Source organism: Noviluteimonas gilva (assembly GCF_009740395.1).
Lineage (GTDB): Bacteria > Pseudomonadota > Gammaproteobacteria > Xanthomonadales > Xanthomonadaceae > Noviluteimonas > Noviluteimonas gilva.
The window spans coordinates 15,976-29,577 of sequence record NZ_WOXT01000002.1 but is presented as its reverse complement, the minus strand read 5'-3'; the positions used below and the strand labels follow the sequence as shown (position 1 = coordinate 29,577).

At 63.7% G+C, this 13,602-nt stretch carries 24 protein-coding genes; all 24 read right to left on the bottom strand.

Annotation, left to right across the window (positions count from 1 at the left end; translation table 11 throughout):
• Window positions 1-4: 4 nt before the first annotated feature.
• Window positions 5-205, bottom strand: a complete 201-nt coding sequence (rpmD, locus tag GN331_RS07030) for a 50S ribosomal protein L30 (RefSeq protein WP_156641298.1) — start codon at window positions 203-205, stop codon at window positions 5-7.
• Window positions 198-737 (bottom strand): 30S ribosomal protein S5, encoded by a 540-nt coding sequence (rpsE, locus tag GN331_RS07025; RefSeq protein WP_156641297.1) that lies wholly within the window; start codon window positions 735-737, stop codon window positions 198-200. Before rpsE ends, rpmD begins: the two co-directional genes overlap by 8 nt.
• Before the next feature lie 140 nt (window positions 738-877).
• Window positions 878-1,231 (bottom strand): 50S ribosomal protein L18, encoded by a 354-nt coding sequence (rplR, locus tag GN331_RS07020; protein WP_156641296.1) that lies wholly within the window; start codon window positions 1,229-1,231, stop codon window positions 878-880.
• A 28-nt stretch (window positions 1,232-1,259) separates the two neighbouring features.
• Complete coding sequence (rplF, locus tag GN331_RS07015; protein WP_156641295.1) at window positions 1,260-1,787, bottom strand: 50S ribosomal protein L6; 528 nt, start codon at window positions 1,785-1,787, stop codon at window positions 1,260-1,262.
• A 13-nt stretch (window positions 1,788-1,800) separates the two neighbouring features.
• The gene (rpsH, locus tag GN331_RS07010) at window positions 1,801-2,196 is read right to left on the bottom strand and encodes a 30S ribosomal protein S8 (RefSeq protein WP_156641294.1); all 396 of its coding nucleotides are present in this window, start codon (window positions 2,194-2,196) and stop codon (window positions 1,801-1,803) included.
• 62 nt (window positions 2,197-2,258) lie between these two features.
• Window positions 2,259-2,564: a 30S ribosomal protein S14 gene (gene rpsN / locus GN331_RS07005; RefSeq protein WP_156641293.1), complete on the bottom strand. Its 306-nt coding sequence runs from the start codon at window positions 2,562-2,564 to the stop codon at window positions 2,259-2,261.
• 12 nt (window positions 2,565-2,576) lie between these two features.
• The gene (rplE, locus tag GN331_RS07000; protein ID WP_156641292.1) at window positions 2,577-3,116 is read right to left on the bottom strand and encodes a 50S ribosomal protein L5; all 540 of its coding nucleotides are present in this window, start codon (window positions 3,114-3,116) and stop codon (window positions 2,577-2,579) included.
• A gap of 21 nt (window positions 3,117-3,137) precedes the next feature.
• A complete protein-coding gene (rplX, locus tag GN331_RS06995; RefSeq protein WP_156641291.1) occupies window positions 3,138-3,452 on the bottom strand; it encodes a 50S ribosomal protein L24 in 315 nt (104 codons plus the stop codon).
• Window positions 3,453-3,466: 14 nt separating this feature from the next.
• Window positions 3,467-3,835, bottom strand: coding sequence for a 50S ribosomal protein L14 (rplN, locus tag GN331_RS06990; RefSeq protein WP_036167737.1), 369 nt, complete (start codon window positions 3,833-3,835; stop codon window positions 3,467-3,469).
• Window positions 3,836-3,851: 16 nt separating this feature from the next.
• Complete coding sequence (gene rpsQ / locus GN331_RS06985) at window positions 3,852-4,115, bottom strand: 30S ribosomal protein S17 (protein WP_156641290.1); 264 nt, start codon at window positions 4,113-4,115, stop codon at window positions 3,852-3,854.
• A gap of 11 nt (window positions 4,116-4,126) precedes the next feature.
• Window positions 4,127-4,324, bottom strand: coding sequence for a 50S ribosomal protein L29 (gene rpmC, locus GN331_RS06980; protein ID WP_156641289.1), 198 nt, complete (start codon window positions 4,322-4,324; stop codon window positions 4,127-4,129).
• Window positions 4,324-4,737 carry a 50S ribosomal protein L16 gene (gene rplP, locus GN331_RS06975; RefSeq protein WP_156641288.1) on the bottom strand — a complete coding sequence of 138 codons (414 nt, stop codon included), beginning with the start codon at window positions 4,735-4,737 and terminating at the stop codon, window positions 4,324-4,326. Before rplP ends, rpmC begins: the two co-directional genes overlap by 1 nt.
• A 2-nt stretch (window positions 4,738-4,739) precedes the next feature.
• Window positions 4,740-5,483, bottom strand: coding sequence for a 30S ribosomal protein S3 (gene rpsC, locus GN331_RS06970; RefSeq protein ID WP_036167748.1), 744 nt, complete (start codon window positions 5,481-5,483; stop codon window positions 4,740-4,742).
• Between the two features lie 15 nt (window positions 5,484-5,498).
• Window positions 5,499-5,834 carry a 50S ribosomal protein L22 gene (gene rplV, locus GN331_RS06965; RefSeq protein WP_036167934.1) on the bottom strand — a complete coding sequence of 112 codons (336 nt, stop codon included), beginning with the start codon at window positions 5,832-5,834 and terminating at the stop codon, window positions 5,499-5,501.
• A gap of 10 nt (window positions 5,835-5,844) precedes the next feature.
• A complete protein-coding gene (gene rpsS / locus GN331_RS06960) occupies window positions 5,845-6,114 on the bottom strand; it encodes a 30S ribosomal protein S19 (RefSeq protein ID WP_036167751.1) in 270 nt (89 codons plus the stop codon).
• Window positions 6,115-6,120: 6 nt separating this feature from the next.
• Window positions 6,121-6,948 carry a 50S ribosomal protein L2 gene (gene rplB / locus GN331_RS06955; protein ID WP_156641287.1) on the bottom strand — a complete coding sequence of 276 codons (828 nt, stop codon included), beginning with the start codon at window positions 6,946-6,948 and terminating at the stop codon, window positions 6,121-6,123.
• A 10-nt stretch (window positions 6,949-6,958) separates the two neighbouring features.
• Window positions 6,959-7,261 (bottom strand): 50S ribosomal protein L23, encoded by a 303-nt coding sequence (gene rplW / locus GN331_RS06950; protein ID WP_156641286.1) that lies wholly within the window; start codon window positions 7,259-7,261, stop codon window positions 6,959-6,961.
• A complete protein-coding gene (gene rplD, locus GN331_RS06945) occupies window positions 7,258-7,863 on the bottom strand; it encodes a 50S ribosomal protein L4 (protein WP_156641285.1) in 606 nt (201 codons plus the stop codon). The genes rplW and rplD overlap by 4 nt, the downstream gene beginning before the upstream one ends.
• Before the next feature lie 2 nt (window positions 7,864-7,865).
• Window positions 7,866-8,522, bottom strand: a complete 657-nt coding sequence (rplC, locus tag GN331_RS06940) for a 50S ribosomal protein L3 (protein ID WP_156641284.1) — start codon at window positions 8,520-8,522, stop codon at window positions 7,866-7,868.
• Between the two features lie 11 nt (window positions 8,523-8,533).
• The gene (rpsJ, locus tag GN331_RS06935; protein ID WP_156641283.1) at window positions 8,534-8,845 is read right to left on the bottom strand and encodes a 30S ribosomal protein S10; all 312 of its coding nucleotides are present in this window, start codon (window positions 8,843-8,845) and stop codon (window positions 8,534-8,536) included.
• Window positions 8,846-9,196: 351 nt separating this feature from the next.
• The gene (tuf, locus tag GN331_RS06930) at window positions 9,197-10,387 is read right to left on the bottom strand and encodes an elongation factor Tu (protein WP_156641275.1); all 1,191 of its coding nucleotides are present in this window, start codon (window positions 10,385-10,387) and stop codon (window positions 9,197-9,199) included.
• A 56-nt stretch (window positions 10,388-10,443) separates the two neighbouring features.
• On the bottom strand, window positions 10,444-12,534 hold the full coding sequence (gene fusA, locus GN331_RS06925) for an elongation factor G (protein ID WP_331713404.1): 2,091 nt from the start codon (window positions 12,532-12,534) through the stop codon (window positions 10,444-10,446).
• Between the two features lie 121 nt (window positions 12,535-12,655).
• On the bottom strand, window positions 12,656-13,123 hold the full coding sequence (rpsG, locus tag GN331_RS06920) for a 30S ribosomal protein S7 (RefSeq protein ID WP_036167772.1): 468 nt from the start codon (window positions 13,121-13,123) through the stop codon (window positions 12,656-12,658).
• Window positions 13,124-13,140: 17 nt separating this feature from the next.
• Window positions 13,141-13,515: a 30S ribosomal protein S12 gene (rpsL, locus tag GN331_RS06915; RefSeq protein WP_036167774.1), complete on the bottom strand. Its 375-nt coding sequence runs from the start codon at window positions 13,513-13,515 to the stop codon at window positions 13,141-13,143.
• Window positions 13,516-13,602 lie beyond the last annotated feature (87 nt).

Genomic DNA, 13,602 nt, shown 5'->3' with positions numbered 1-13,602 from the left:
GTGCTTATTCCTCTACGCGAACGAGGTAGTGCAGCTGCGTGATCAGGCCACGCACCTGCGGGCTGTCCTTCAGCTCGCGCACATCGTTGAGCTTGTTGAGGCCGAGGGCGCGCACCGACAGGCGATGACGCGCCTGCGTGCCGCGGAGGCCCTTGACGAGGCGAACCTTGACGGTGCCGCCAGTGTTTGCGGGCGACTTAGCCATGGTTCAAGTCCTCCACCTTCTTGCCGCGCTTGGACGCGATCTTGTTCGGCGAGCTCGTCTCACCCAGGCCGCGCAGCGTTGCGCGAACGAGGTTGATCGGATTGCGCGAACCGACGGCCTTCGCCAGCACGTTCTTGACGCCGACCGCTTCGAGCACGGCGCGCATCGCGCCGCCGGCGATGACGCCGGTACCTTCGGAGGCGGGCTGCATGAAGACGTTCGCAGCGCCGTGGCGCGACTTGACGGCGTGCCAAAGCGTGCCGTTGTTGAGGTCCACGTTGATGAAGCTCTTGCGGGCGTATTCCATCGACTTCTGGATCGCGACCGGCACTTCGCGCGCCTTGCCGTAACCGAAGCCGACCTTGCCGTTGCCGTCGCCCACCACCGTCAGCGCGGTGAAGGTGAACTGGCGACCGCCCTTGACGGTCTTGCTGACGCGGTTGACCGCGATCAGCTTTTCGATCATTCCGTCATCGACTTCTTCGCGGTCGCGATTGCGATCGCGGCCTCGCGATTCACGTTGTTCTGCCATTGTCTTGTCTCGGTAGTTAAGGAATTTACGGCTTGTGGCCGCTTAGAGTTGTTGGTGTGTCGCGGGTGCACCACGAACGGGAGAACTCCCGTTCGCGTCCGATACCGACCGTATCGACGGTTGAAAAGTTGCCTGAGACCTCAGAACTGCAGGCCGCCTTCGCGGGCAGCATCGGCGAGCGCCTTGATGCGGCCGTGGTAGCGGTAGCCCGAGCGGTCGAACGCGACCTTCTCGACGCCGGCAGCCTTGGCCTTCTCGGCGATCGCGCGACCGACCTTGGCGGCGGCGTCGGCGTTCTTGCCGTTCTTCAGGCCTTCGCGCACGTCGGACTGCACGGTCGAGGCCGAAGCCAGGACCTTGGAGCCGTCGGCGGTGAAGAGCTGGGCGTACAGATGCTGGCCGGTGCGCAGCACCGACAGGCGCGGCACGCCGAGTTCGCGGATGTGCGCGCGGGTCGACTTGGCGCGGCGCAGGCGGGCGGGTTTCTTGTTCATGCGTATGTCTCCGAAAGCTGAAAGCCGCTTAGGCCTTCTTGGCTTCCTTGCGGATGATGTTCTCGCCGGCGTACTTGACGCCCTTGCCCTTGTACGGTTCCGGCGGACGGAAACCGCGGATCTTCGCCGCCACTTCGCCGACGCGCTGCTTGTCGGCGCCGGACACGACGATTTCCGTCTGCGTCGGCGTGGCGATGGTGATGCCTTCGGGGGCCTTGAACAGCACCGGGTGGGAAAAACCCAGCGAGAGGTTCAGGTCCGAGCCCTGCATCGCGGCACGGTAACCGACGCCGACCAGCTCGAGCTTGCGCTCGAAGCCCTGGCTGACGCCTTGCACCATGTTCGCGAGGATGGCGCGGAGCGTACCGGCCATCGGGAGGAGCGCCGGGTCGTTGACCGAGAGCAGCGCATTGCCGTCTTCGATCTTGACTTCGACGCCGGCCGGCTTGGCGATCGACAGGGTGCCCTTCGGGCCCTTGACGCTCACGTTCTCGGCCTGGATGTTCATTTCGACGCCCTTGGCCAGGGCAATCGGTTGCTTGGCGACGCGCGACATAGTCGTTACTCCCTTAAGCCACGACGCACAGGACTTCGCCGCCGACGCCCTGCTGGCGTGCCTGCGAGTCGGTCATGATGCCCTTCGAGGTGGAGATGATGGCCACGCCGAGGCCACCGAGGACCTTGGGCAGCGCGTCCTTGCCGCGGTACTGGCGGAGGCTGGACTTCGAGACGCGCTGGAGGCGCTCGATGACCGGCTTGCCTTCGTAGTACTTCAGCGCGATTTCGAGGACCGACTTGGCGCCATCCTTGGTCACGCGCGACGACGCGATGTAACCCTCTTCCTCGAGGACCTTCGCGATCGCGACCTTGATCTTGGACGACGGCATCGAAACAGCCGGCTTGCCGACGGCGGCCGCATTCTTGATGCGGATCAGCATGTCGGCGATGGGATCAGTCATGCTCATTGAAATATTACCTTTGAGTGCACCGATATCCGCGGGATGCGAATACTTCTACTTGGAACTTGTTACCAGGACGCCTTGCGGAGGCCCGGGACGTCACCGTTCATCGTCGCCTTGCGGAGCATGTTCCGCCCCAGGCCGAACTTCTGGTAGACGCCACGCGGACGGCCGGTGATCGCGCAACGCGTGCGCTGACGGCTTTCCGAGGAATCGCGCGGCAGCTTCTGCAGCTTGACCACGGCTTCCATCTTTTCTTCGTACGACGCGGTCGTGCTGGAGATGATCTTCTTCAGCGCAGCACGCTTCGCGCCATGCTGCTTCGCGAGCTTGGCGCGCTTGACGTCGCGGTTGACCATCGAGGTCTTTGCCATGATGTCGTGCCCTTAGTTGCGGAACGGGAAGCGGAAGGCTTCGAGCAAGGCCTTGGCCTCGGCATCGGTCTTCGCCGTGGTGGTGATCGCGATGTCCATGCCGCGCATGGCGTCGACCTGGTCGAAATCGATCTCCGGGAAGATGATCTGTTCCTTGACGCCCATGTTGAAGTTGCCGCGGCCGTCGAACGAACGACCCGACACGCCGCGGAAGTCGCGGACGCGCGGCAGCGAGATGTTGATCAGGCGATCGAGGAACTCGAACATGCGGGCGCGGCGCAAGGTGACCTTGCAGCCGATCGGCCAGCCGTCGCGGATCTTGAACGACGCCACCGAGATGCGCGACTTGGTGACCAACGGCTTCTGGCCGGAGATCTTGGCCATGTCGGCCACCGCGTTCTCGAGGATCTTCTTGTTCGCCGCCGCCTCGCCCACGCCCATGTTGAGCGTGACCTTGGAAAGCTTCGGCACCTGCATCGGATTGGTGTAGCCGAACTGCTTCATCAGCTTCGGCACCACTTCGTCCTTGTAAATCTTTTCAAGCCGGGTCATGACATTTCCTCGGACGGCCTATCAGCCGTCGATCGATTCACCACTGGAGCGGAACACACGCAATTTGCGTCCATCCTCCAGGACCTTGAAGCCGATGCGCTCGCCCTTGCCGGAGGCAGGGTTGAACAGCATGACGTTCGAAATATGGATCGGCGCTTCGCGCTCGATCACGCCGCCGGCCTGGCCGAGCTGCGGGTTCGGCTTGGTGTGGCGCTTGACGACATTGATGTTGGACACGACGACCTTGTCGCCAGCCACGCGCACGACGTCGCCACGCTTGCCCTTGTCCTTGCCGGAGATGACGACCACTTGGTCGCCCTTGCGGATACGGTTCATATGGGTTCCTTCGCTCAGAGCACTTCGGGCGCGAGCGAGACGATCTTCATGAACTTCTCGGAACGCAGCTCGCGGGTCACGGGCCCGAAGATGCGCGTGCCGATCGGCTCATGCTTGTTGTTGAGCAGCACGGCGGCGTTGCCGTCGAAGCGGATCAGCGAACCGTCGGCGCGGCGCACACCCTTGCGGGTACGGACCACGACGGCGTCGTAGACGTCGCCCTTCTTGACCTTGCCGCGCGGGATCGCGTCCTTGACGGTCACCTTGATGATGTCGCCGATGTGGGCATAACGGCGCTTGGAACCACCAAGCACCTTGATGCACATCAGTTCCTTCGCGCCCGAGTTGTCGGCGGCGTCGAGATAGCTCTGCATCTGGATCATGGCTGTCTCTCCTTCCTTACTCGGCTGCGCGCGTCAGAATTTCGACGACACGCCAGTTCTTGGTCTTCGACATCGGCGCGCATTCGGCGATGCGCACGACATCGCCTTCCTTGCAGGCGTTGTCGGCGTCATGCGCGTGCAGCTTGGTCGAGCGGCGAATGTACTTACCGTACAGCGCGTGCTTGACCTGGCGCTCGACGAGCACGGTGATGGTCTTGTCCATCTTGTTGCTGACGACGCGGCCATCGACCGTGTGCAGCTTCTTGGTTGTCTCGTTCATCGTCGAGTCCTTCACTTGCTGGCCACGCTGCCCAGCAGCATGTTCACGCGCGCGATTTCGCGGCGAACACGGCGGGCTTCATGGGTCTTGGCCGGGGGCAGCTGGCCCGTGGCCTTCTGCATGCGGAGCGCGAACTGCTCCTTCTGCAGGTCCACGAGGTGGGCCTTCAGTTCGCCGGCGTTTTTCTGACGCAGGTCCTTGAGTTCCATCAGCGCACCGTCCGGGTAACGAAAGTGGTGGTGACCGACAGCTTGGCCGCGGCCAGGCGGAACGCCTCGCGTGCGACTTCTTCGCTGACGCCTTCGATCTCGTAAATCATGCGGCCGGGCTGGATCTGCGCGACCCAGTACTCGACGTTGCCCTTACCCGAACCCATTCGAACTTCGATGGGCTTCTTGGTGATCGGCTTGTCGGGGTACACACGGATCCACATCTTGCCGCCGCGCTTCACGTAACGGCTGATCGAGCGGCGGGCCGCTTCGATCTGGCGCGCGGTGAGCTGGCCGAAAGCCGTCGACTTCAGGCCGAACTCGCCGAACGAAACGGCGTTGCCGCTCCAGCTCAGGCTGTCGTTACGGCCCTTGTGCATCTTGCGATATTTGGTTCGCTTGGGTTGCAACATGATTAATCCCTCGCCTCGCGCTCACGACGCGGACCACGCGGGCGGTCGGCGCGATCGCCGCGCTCACCACGTTCCGCACGCGGCGTGTCGTCCTGCTTTTCCTGGCCAACCTGGCTGAAGTCGAACACTTCACCCTTGTAGACCCACACCTTGATACCGATGATCCCGTAGGTCGTCTTCGCCTCGGCGAAGCCGTAGTCGATGTCGGCGCGCAGCGTGTGCAGCGGCACGCGACCTTCGCGGTACCACTCCGAACGGGCGATTTCCGCACCGTTGAGGCGGCCGGCCACGTTGACCTTGATGCCCAGCGCGCCGAGGCGCATCGCGTTGCCGACCGCGCGCTTCATCGCACGGCGGAACATGATGCGGCGCTCGAGCTGCTGCGCGATCGATTCGGCGACCAGCTGCGCATCGAGTTCCGGCTTGCGGACTTCGGTGACGTTGATGTGCGCCGGAACGCCCATCAGGTCGCTGACTTCCTTACGCAGCTTCTCGATGTCCTCGCCACGCTTGCCGATCACCACGCCCGGGCGGGCGGTGTGGATCGTCACGCGCGCGTTCTGCGCCGGACGCTCGATCAGGATTTTCGAAATACCGGCCTGCGCAAGCTTCTTGCGCAGCATGTCGCGGACCTTGAGGTCGGCGATCAGGTAGTCGGCGTAATGCTTCTTGCCGGCGTACCACTTGGAATTCCAGTCCTTGGCGATGCCCAGGCGGATACCGGTCGGATGAACTTTATGACCCATCGTCTTTTCTCCGCCTTACTTGCCGGCACCGACAACCACAGTGATGTGGCTGGTGCGCTTGAGGATCCGGGTGCCGCGGCCCTTCGCACGCGCCATGAAGCGCTTCAGCGTGGGGCCCTCGTCAACCATGATGGTCTTGACGCGCAGGTCGTCGACGTCGGCGCCCTGGTTGTTTTCCGCGTTGGCGATCGCCGATTCCACGACCTTGCGGATCATGGCGGCGGCCTTCTTGTCGGAGAACTTCAAGAGGTTGACGGCGCGCTCGGCCGAGAGACCACGCACCTGGTCGGCGACCAGGCGGGCCTTCTGGGCGGAGATGCGCGCAGAGCGCAGGATGGCTTTCGCTTCCATGGTCATCTCCTTACTTCCCACTCTTCTTGTCGCCGCCATGACCCTTGAACGTCCGGGTCAGTGCGAATTCGCCAAGCTTGTGGCCAACCATGTTTTCGTTGACCAGGACCGGGATGTGGTTCTTGCCGTTGTGCACGGCGATGGTGAAGCCGACCATTTCCGGCATGACCATCGAACGACGCGACCAGGTCTTGATCGGCTTCTTGTTGTTGCCCGCGGTCTCCACCTTCTTCATCAGGTGGTGGTCGACGAACGGACCCTTCTTCAGTGAACGTGCCATGGCCGATTAACCCCTGCGATCGCGCACGATGAATTGCGTGGTGCGCTTGTTCTTGCGCGTCTTGTAACCCTTGGTCGGAACACCCCACGGGGTGACCGGATGCGGGTTGCCCTGGCCAGCCTTCGCCTCGCCACCACCGTGCGGGTGGTCGACCGGGTTCATGGCGGCGCCGCGGACGGTCGGCTTGACGCCGCGCCAGCGCTTCGCGCCTGCCTTGCCCAGCTTCTCGAGGTTGTGCTCGACGTTGCCGACTTCGCCGATCGTCGCGCGGCACTCGGCCGGCACCTTGCGCATTTCGCCGGAGCGAAGACGCAGGGTGGCGTAACCGGATTCGCGGGCGATCAGCTGCACGCCGGCGCCGGCGGCGCGGGCGAGCTGCGCACCCTTGCCGGGCTTCATCTCGATGCAATGCACCGTGGAGCCGACGGGGATGTTGCGCAGGGGCAGCGTGTTGCCGACCTTGATCGGGGCGTCGCGGCCCGCGATCACCTGGTCGCCGCTCTTCAGGCCCTTGGGGGCGATGATGTAGCGACGCTCGCCATCGACGTAGCACAGCAGCGCGATGTGCGCGGTGCGGTTGGGATCGTATTCGATCCGCTCCACGCGCGCCGGAATGCCTTCCTTGTCGCGCTTGAAGTCGATGATGCGGTAGTTCTGCTTGTGACCGCCGCCGATGTGGCGGGTGGTGATACGGCCGTGGTGGTTACGGCCGCCGGTCTTGCTCTTCTTCTCGACCAGCGCGGCGAACGGCGCCCCCTTGTGGAGGTCCGGCGTCACGACACGGACCGCCGAACGGCGACCGGGCGAGGTGGGCTTGAAAGTCATCAATGCCATGGGTCTGTCCTCAGGCCTTGGCCATCATCACGTCGATCGACTGGCCTTCGGCCAGCTTGACGTACGCCTTGCGCCAGTCGCCGCGCTTACCCTGGCGAAACTTGAAGGACTTGTTCTTGCCCTTCACGTTCACCACGTTCACCGCTTCGACCTTGACGGCGAAGATCTGCTCGACCGCGGCTTTGACATCAGCCTTGGTCGCGGTCTTCGCGATTTCAAAGACGTACTGATTCGACACTTCCTGCAGGCGGGCGGTCTTTTCGGACACGCGCGGCGCGCGGATTACTTCGTACACGTTGGTGATCGCGCTCATGCCAGCCACTCCTCGATCTTCTTGACCGCGTCGGCCGTAACCACGACCGAATCGGCGCCGACGAGGGCAACCGGGTCGAGGCCCTGCACGTCACGCACTTCGACGTACGGCAGGTTGCGCGCGGACAGGTACAGCGATTCCGACGCGTCCTCGGTGACGATCAGCGGGCGACGGCCCACCGAAAGATCCTTGAGCTTCGCAATCAGGCCCTTGGTCTTCACGCCGTCGAGATCGAACGATTCGACGACCGTGATGCGGCCCTGGCGATTGAGCTCGGAGAGGATCGCGGCAATGGCTGCGCGATACATCTTGCGGTTGACCTTCTGCGCGAAGCTGCGCGGCTTGGCCGCGAACGTCACGCCGCCGCCGACGAAGATCGGAGCCGTCAGCGCGCCATGACGCGCACCGCCGCCCTTCTGCTTCTTCGACTTCTTCGTGGTGCCGTTGACTTCCGAACGCGTCTTCTGCGCCTTGGTGCCGGCGCGGCCCGCGTTGCGGTAGGCGACGACGACCTGGTGGACCAGGTCTTCGGAGAACTCGCGGCCGAACACGGCGTCCGAAACGGACAACGTGTTCTTGCTGTTATTGATGGACAGTTCCATCGTCAGACTCCCTTGCTCGTCGGACGCACGATCACGTCGCCACCCGGCGCGCCCGGAACGGCACCGCGCACGGCGATCAAGCCGCGTTCGGCGTCGACCTTGACGACCTTGAGGTTCTGCGTGGTCTGCTGTTCGGCACCCATGTGGCCCGACATCTTCTTGCCCGGGAACACGCGGCCCGGCGTCTGGCGCTGGCCGATCGAACCCGGCGAGCGGTGCGACAGCGAGTTACCGTGCGTCGCGTCGCCCATGGTGAAGTTCCAGCGCTTGATCGTGCCCTGGAAGCCCTTGCCCTTGGTGATGCCCTGGACGTCGACGGCCTGGCCGACTTCGAAGATGTCGGCGCGAATTTCGCCGCCCACCTGGAAGTCGGAGATCTTGTCGTCGGCCACGCGCAGTTCCCACAGGCCGCGACCGGATTCCACCTTCGCCTTCGCGAGGTGGCCGGCGGCCGGCTTGTTCACCAGGGCGGCGCGCTTGACGCCGACGGTGACCTGCACGGCGCTGTAGCCGTCGGTCTCGACCGTCTTCACCTGGGTGATGCGGTTGGGGGTGGCTTCGATCAGGGTCACCGGGATGGACTTGCCATCTTCGGTAAACACGCGGCTCATGCCGGCCTTGCGGCCGACGATGCCCAACGAATACTTCTTCGCGGTCATGGTGGCAGGCCTCAGGTCAGCTTGATTTGCACGTCGACGCCAGCCGCGAGTTCGAGCTTCATCAGCGCGTCCACGGTCTTGTCGTTCGGGTCGACGATATCGAGCACGCGCTTGTGCGTGCGGGTTTCGTACTGGTCACGCGCATCCTTGTCGGCGTGCGGCGACGTAAGAATCGTAAAACGCTCGAGCTTGGTCGGCAGCGGGATCGGGCCGCGCACTTGCGCGCCGGTCCGCTTGGCCGTCTCGACGATCTCGCTGGCCGAGCGGTCGATCAAACGATGATCGAAAGCCTTCAGCCGAATCCGGATCTTCTGGTCCGCCATGACGGGTGTTCCTCTGGAAAGAGCGGAGGGTCGGCCTCTGGTGTGCCGGCCCCGGGGTTCTTGGAGCGGTGGAGCGTGCTGCCTTGCAAAATCAAGGGCGGGCCGGTTTCCCGGTCCGCCCAGACGGAGTCGTGAACGCGCAAGCGGCCCCGCCATGTGTGTCCCGAAGAACTTCGGAACGGGCGGAGCACCACCGCGCGACATATCCCTGTCTGGCGAAAACGAGGTGCATCCTGCCCCTCAGTTCGCTGGTCCCTGCGCCATCCAATTAAGGTTGGTCGCGAGGGTCTTGCATTCTAGTGGGTATCCCGGGGGGATGGCAACCCATTCCCCCCGAAAATCACAGACTTATTACTTGAGGATCTTCGCCACCACGCCGGCGCCGACCGTACGGCCGCCTTCGCGGATCGCGAAGCGCAGGCCATCGTCCATCGCGACCGGGTTGATCAGCTCGACCACCATCTTGATGTTGTCGCCCGGCATGACCATTTCCACGCCTTCCGGCAGGGTCACGGCGCCCGTGATGTCGGTCGTGCGGAAGTAGAACTGCGGGCGGTAGCCCTTGAAGAACGGCGTGTGGCGGCCGCCTTCGTCCTTCGACAGCACGTACACCTCGGCTTCGAACGTCGTGTGCGGCGTGATCGAACCGGGCTTGGCCAGCACCTGGCCGCGCTCCACGTCGTCACGCTTGGTGCCGCGCAGCAGCAGGCCGGCGTTGTCGCCCGCCTGGCCCTGGTCGAGCAGCTTGCGGAACATCTCAACGCCCGTGACCGTCGTCTTCTGCGTCGGGCGGATGCCGACGATTTCGATTTCGTCACCGACCTTGATGATGCCGCGCTCGATGCGGCCGGTCACCACGGTGCCGCGGCCCGAGATCGAGAACACGTCTTCCACCGGCATCAGGAACGGCTTGTCGATCGCGCGCTCCGGTTCCGGGATGAACGTGTCCAGCGCCTCGACCAGCTTCAGGATCGCCGGCACGCCGATTTCCGACTGGTCGCCTTCCAGCGCCAGGCGCGCCGAACCCTTGATGATCGGGGTGTCGTCGCCGGGGAATTCGTACTTGGTCAGCAGCTCGCGCACTTCCATCTCGACCAGCTCGAGCAGCTCGGCGTCGTCCACCATGTCGGCCTTGTTCAGGAACACGACGATGTACGGCACGCCGACCTGGCGCGAGAGCAGGATGTGTTCGCGCGTCTGCGGCATCGGGCCGTCAGCGGCCGAGCACACCAGGATCGCGCCGTCCATCTGCGCCGCACCGGTGATCATGTTCTTGACGTAGTCGGCATGCCCGGGGCAATCGACGTGCGCGTAATGGCGGTTGGCCGATTCGTATTCCACGTGCGCCGTCGAGATCGTGATGCCGCGCGCCTTCTCTTCCGGCGCCGCGTCGATCGCGTCGTATGCCTTGAACTCGCCGCCGAAACGTTCCGCGCCCACCTTCGTCAGCGCCGCCGTCAGCGTCGTCTTGCCGTGGTCAACGTGACCGATCGTGCCCACGTTCACGTGGGGCTTGGTGCGCTCGAACTTACCCTTGGCCATGATTGCTTTACCTCAGAAAATGATTTGTGTTGTTTGCTTGACGAGTGCTTGGACGATCAGGACTTCTTGATCACGGCTTCGGCGATGTTGTTCGGCGCTTCGGCGTAGTGGTCGAATTCCATCGTGAAGGTCGCGCGGCCCTGCGACATCGAACGCAGCGAGGTCGCGTAGCCGAACATTTCGCCCAGCGGGATCATCGCGTTGATGATCTTGCCCGACGGGCTGTCGTCCTGGCCCTGCAGGATGCCGCGGCGACGGCTGACGTCGCCCATCACGTCGCCGAGGTAATCCTCGGGCGTGACGATCTCGACCTTCATCATCGGCTCGAGCAGCACCGGCGAAGCCTTGTGGAAGCCTTCCTTGAAGCCCATCGAGCCGGCGATCTTGAACGCCATTTCGGACGAGTCGACTTCGTGGTACGAGCCGTCGATCAGCTTGACCTTGACGTCCACGATCGGGAAGCCGGCCATGAGGCCGTTCGCAACCGCTTCCTGGATGCCCTTGTCGACCGCCGGGATGTATTCCTTCGGAATCACGCCGCCGACGATGCCGTTCTCGAACTCGTAACCCTTGCCCTGCTCGTTCGGCGAGATCTCGAGCCACACGTGGCCGAACTGGCCCTTGCCGCCCGACTGGCGCACGAACTTGCCTTCGGACTTGACGGCCTTGCGGATCGTTTCGCGATACGCGACCTGCGGCTTGCCGACGTTGGCTTCGACGTTGAACTCGCGCTTCATGCGGTCCACCAGGATTTCCAGGTGGAGCTCGCCCATGCCCGAGATGATCGTCTGGCCGGATTCTTCATCCGTGCGCACGCGGAACGAGGGATCTTCCTGCGCAAGGCGACCGAGCGCGAGGCCCATCTTTTCCTGGTCGGACTTGGTCTTCGGCTCGACCGCCATCGAGATGACGGGCTCCGGGAAGATCATGCGCTCGAGCGTGATCACCTTGTCCTGCGCGCACAGCGTGTCGCCGGTGGTGACGTCCTTCAGGCCGACGGCCGCGGCGATGTCGCCCGCGCGCACTTCCTTGATCTCGTCGCGGTTGTTGGCGTGCATCTGCAGGATGCGGCCCACGCGCTCCTTCTTCGACTTGACCGGGTTGTAGACCTGGTCGCCGGAGTTGAGCGTGCCCGAGTAGACGCGGAAGAACGTGAGCGAACCCACGAACGGGTCGGTCATGATCTTGAAGGCGAGCGCGGAGAACGGCTCGGAATCCAACGCCTTGCGGCTGTCTTCCTTTTCGTTCTCGTCGATGCCGGCCACCGGCGGACGATCCGACGGCGACGGCAGGAAGCGGATGACCGCGTCGAGCATCGCCTGGACGCCCTTGTTCTTGAACGCGGTGCCGCACAGCGCCGGGATGATTTCGCACTTCAACGTGCGCTCGCGGATACCGAAGATGATCTCTTCTTCCGACAGCTCACCGTCGTTGAGGTACTTGTCCATCAGCTCTTCGGACGCCTCGGCGGCGGCCTCGACCATGAACGCGCGCGCGGTCGTGCACTCGTCGAGCAGGTTCGCCGGGATGTCGGCGTACTCGAACTTCGTGCCCTTCGATTCCATGTCCCACACGATCGACTTCATCTTGATGAGATCGATCACGCCTTCGAAGCCTTCCTCGGCGCCGATCGGCACCTGCAGCGGCACCGGGTAGGCACCCAGGCGCGACTTCAGCTGTTCGACGACCTTCGAGAAGTTGGCACCGGTGCGGTCCATCTTGTTGACGAACGCAAGGCGCGGCACGTTGTACTTGTTGGCCTGGCGCCACACGGTTTCCGACTGCGGCTGCACGCCGCCGACCGCGCAAAGCACGAACACGGCGCCGTCGAGCACGCGCAAGGAACGCTCGACTTCGATCGTGAAGTCGACGTGCCCGGGGGTGTCGATGATGTTGAAGCGGTATTCCGGCAGGGACATGTCCATGCCCTTCCAGAACGCCGTCGTCGCCGCCGACGTGATGGTGATGCCGCGCTCCTGCTCCTGCTCCATCCAGTCCATCGTCGCGGCACCTTCGTGCACTTCGCCGATCTTGTGGTTGACGCCGGTGTAGAACAGGATGCGTTCGGTCGTCGTGGTCTTGCCGGCATCGATGTGGGCCATGATGCCGAAATTGCGGTAACGCTCGATGGGAGTGGTGCGAGCCACGGCTGTCTCTCAATGTTCGGATCGGACGAATGTCCGGAAGGCCGAAGCCGCCTTGCGGCGGCTCGGGCGAGTGCGGCGGCAGTGCCGGCCGCTAACGGGCCCGCTCAGGGGCCCGCGTGACTTACCAGCGGTAGTGCGCGAACGCCTTGTTCGCATCCGCCATGCGGTGCGTTTCTTCGCGCTTCTTGATCGCGCCGCCACGGTTTTCCGAGGCGTCGAGCAACTCACCAGCGAGCTTGCGCGGCATGCTGTTCTCGCCACGCTTGCGCGCGGATTCGATCAGCCAGCGCATGGCAAGCGCCATGCGGCGCGACGAGCGCACTTCGACCGGCACCTGGTACGTGGCGCCGCCGACGCGACGCGACTTCACTTCGACCGAAGGCGAAACGTTGCCGAGCGCCTTTTCGACGAGCTCGAGCGCATTGGCGTTCTTTTCGCCGATGACGTCCATGGCGCCGTACACGATCTTTTCTGCGACCGACTTCTTGCCGCTCTGCATGACCATGTTGATGAAACGCGCGATCGTCTCGCTGCCGTGTTTCGGATCGGCGAGGACGGTGCGCTGCGGAGTAGAACCTTTACGCGACATGTTCGATGACCCCTAAATCAGGACTTCGGGCGCTTGGCGCCGTACTTGGAACGACCCTGGCGACGCTTGGCGACGCCGGCGGCGTCGAGCGAGCCGCGCACGGTGTGATAACGCACGCCCGGCAGGTCCTTGACGCGGCCGCCGCGGATCAGCACGACCGAGTGTTCCTGCAGGTTGTGGCCTTCGCCGCCGATGTACGAGATGACTTCGTAACCGTTGGTGAGACGCACCTTCGCGACCTTGCGAAGCGCCGAGTTCGGCTTCTTCGGGGTGGTCGTGTAAACGCGGGTGCAGACGCCACGGCGCTGCGGGCAGTTCGCCAGCGCGGGCGAAGTGCTCTTGTAGGTTTCCGGGCTGCGCGCCTTACGCACCAGCTGGTTGATCGTTGCCATTTCGGGACTCTGTTTTTGGACCGAGGTCCTGCGTGAATAACGATGCAGGCCACGTCGGGCCTGCATAGACGGAAAAGTATAGCCCGC

Bases quoted from the DNA above. Each gene is read 5' to 3' on its own strand.
- rplF (WP_156641295.1), bottom strand. From the start codon at position 1,787: ATGTCGCGCGTCGCCAAGCAACCGATTGCCCTGGCCAAGGGCGTCGAA.
- rpsS (WP_036167751.1), bottom strand. From the start codon at position 6,114: ATGGCACGTTCACTGAAGAAGGGTCCGTTCGTCGACCACCACCTGATG.
- rplE (WP_156641292.1), bottom strand. From the start codon at position 3,116: ATGACCCGGCTTGAAAAGATTTACAAGGACGAAGTGGTGCCGAAGCTG.
- rpsE (WP_156641297.1), bottom strand. From the start codon at position 737: ATGGCAGAACAACGTGAATCGCGAGGCCGCGATCGCAATCGCGACCGC.
- rpmC (WP_156641289.1), bottom strand. From the start codon at position 4,324: ATGGAACTCAAGGACCTGCGTCAGAAAAACGCCGGCGAACTGAAGGCC.
- rpmD (WP_156641298.1), bottom strand. From the start codon at position 205: ATGGCTAAGTCGCCCGCAAACACTGGCGGCACCGTCAAGGTTCGCCTC.
- rplV (WP_036167934.1), bottom strand. From the start codon at position 5,834: ATGGAAGCGAAAGCCATCCTGCGCTCTGCGCGCATCTCCGCCCAGAAG.
- rpsQ (WP_156641290.1), bottom strand. From the start codon at position 4,115: ATGAACGAGACAACCAAGAAGCTGCACACGGTCGATGGCCGCGTCGTC.
- rpsN (WP_156641293.1), bottom strand. From the start codon at position 2,564: ATGGCAAAGACCTCGATGGTCAACCGCGACGTCAAGCGCGCCAAGCTC.
- rplC (WP_156641284.1), bottom strand. From the start codon at position 8,522: ATGACCGCGAAGAAGTATTCGTTGGGCATCGTCGGCCGCAAGGCCGGC.
- tuf (WP_156641275.1), bottom strand. From the start codon at position 10,387: ATGGCCAAGGGTAAGTTCGAGCGCACCAAGCCCCACGTGAACGTGGGC.
- rplP (WP_156641288.1), bottom strand. From the start codon at position 4,737: ATGTTGCAACCCAAGCGAACCAAATATCGCAAGATGCACAAGGGCCGT.
- rpsC (WP_036167748.1), bottom strand. From the start codon at position 5,483: ATGGGTCATAAAGTTCATCCGACCGGTATCCGCCTGGGCATCGCCAAG.
- rplX (WP_156641291.1), bottom strand. From the start codon at position 3,452: ATGAACCGTATCCGCAAGGGCGACCAAGTGGTCGTCATCTCCGGCAAG.
- rpsL (WP_036167774.1), bottom strand. From the start codon at position 13,515: ATGGCAACGATCAACCAGCTGGTGCGTAAGGCGCGCAGCCCGGAAACC.
- rplD (WP_156641285.1), bottom strand. From the start codon at position 7,863: ATGGAACTGTCCATCAATAACAGCAAGAACACGTTGTCCGTTTCGGAC.
- rplB (WP_156641287.1), bottom strand. From the start codon at position 6,948: ATGGCATTGATGACTTTCAAGCCCACCTCGCCCGGTCGCCGTTCGGCG.
- rpsJ (WP_156641283.1), bottom strand. From the start codon at position 8,845: ATGGCGGACCAGAAGATCCGGATTCGGCTGAAGGCTTTCGATCATCGT.
- rpsH (WP_156641294.1), bottom strand. From the start codon at position 2,196: ATGAGCATGACTGATCCCATCGCCGACATGCTGATCCGCATCAAGAAT.
- rpsG (WP_036167772.1), bottom strand. From the start codon at position 13,123: ATGTCGCGTAAAGGTTCTACTCCGCAGCGCACCGTCCTCGCCGATCCG.
- rplW (WP_156641286.1), bottom strand. From the start codon at position 7,261: ATGAGCGCGATCACCAACGTGTACGAAGTAATCCGCGCGCCGCGCGTG.
- rplN (WP_036167737.1), bottom strand. From the start codon at position 3,835: ATGATCCAGATGCAGAGCTATCTCGACGCCGCCGACAACTCGGGCGCG.
- rplR (WP_156641296.1), bottom strand. From the start codon at position 1,231: ATGAACAAGAAACCCGCCCGCCTGCGCCGCGCCAAGTCGACCCGCGCG.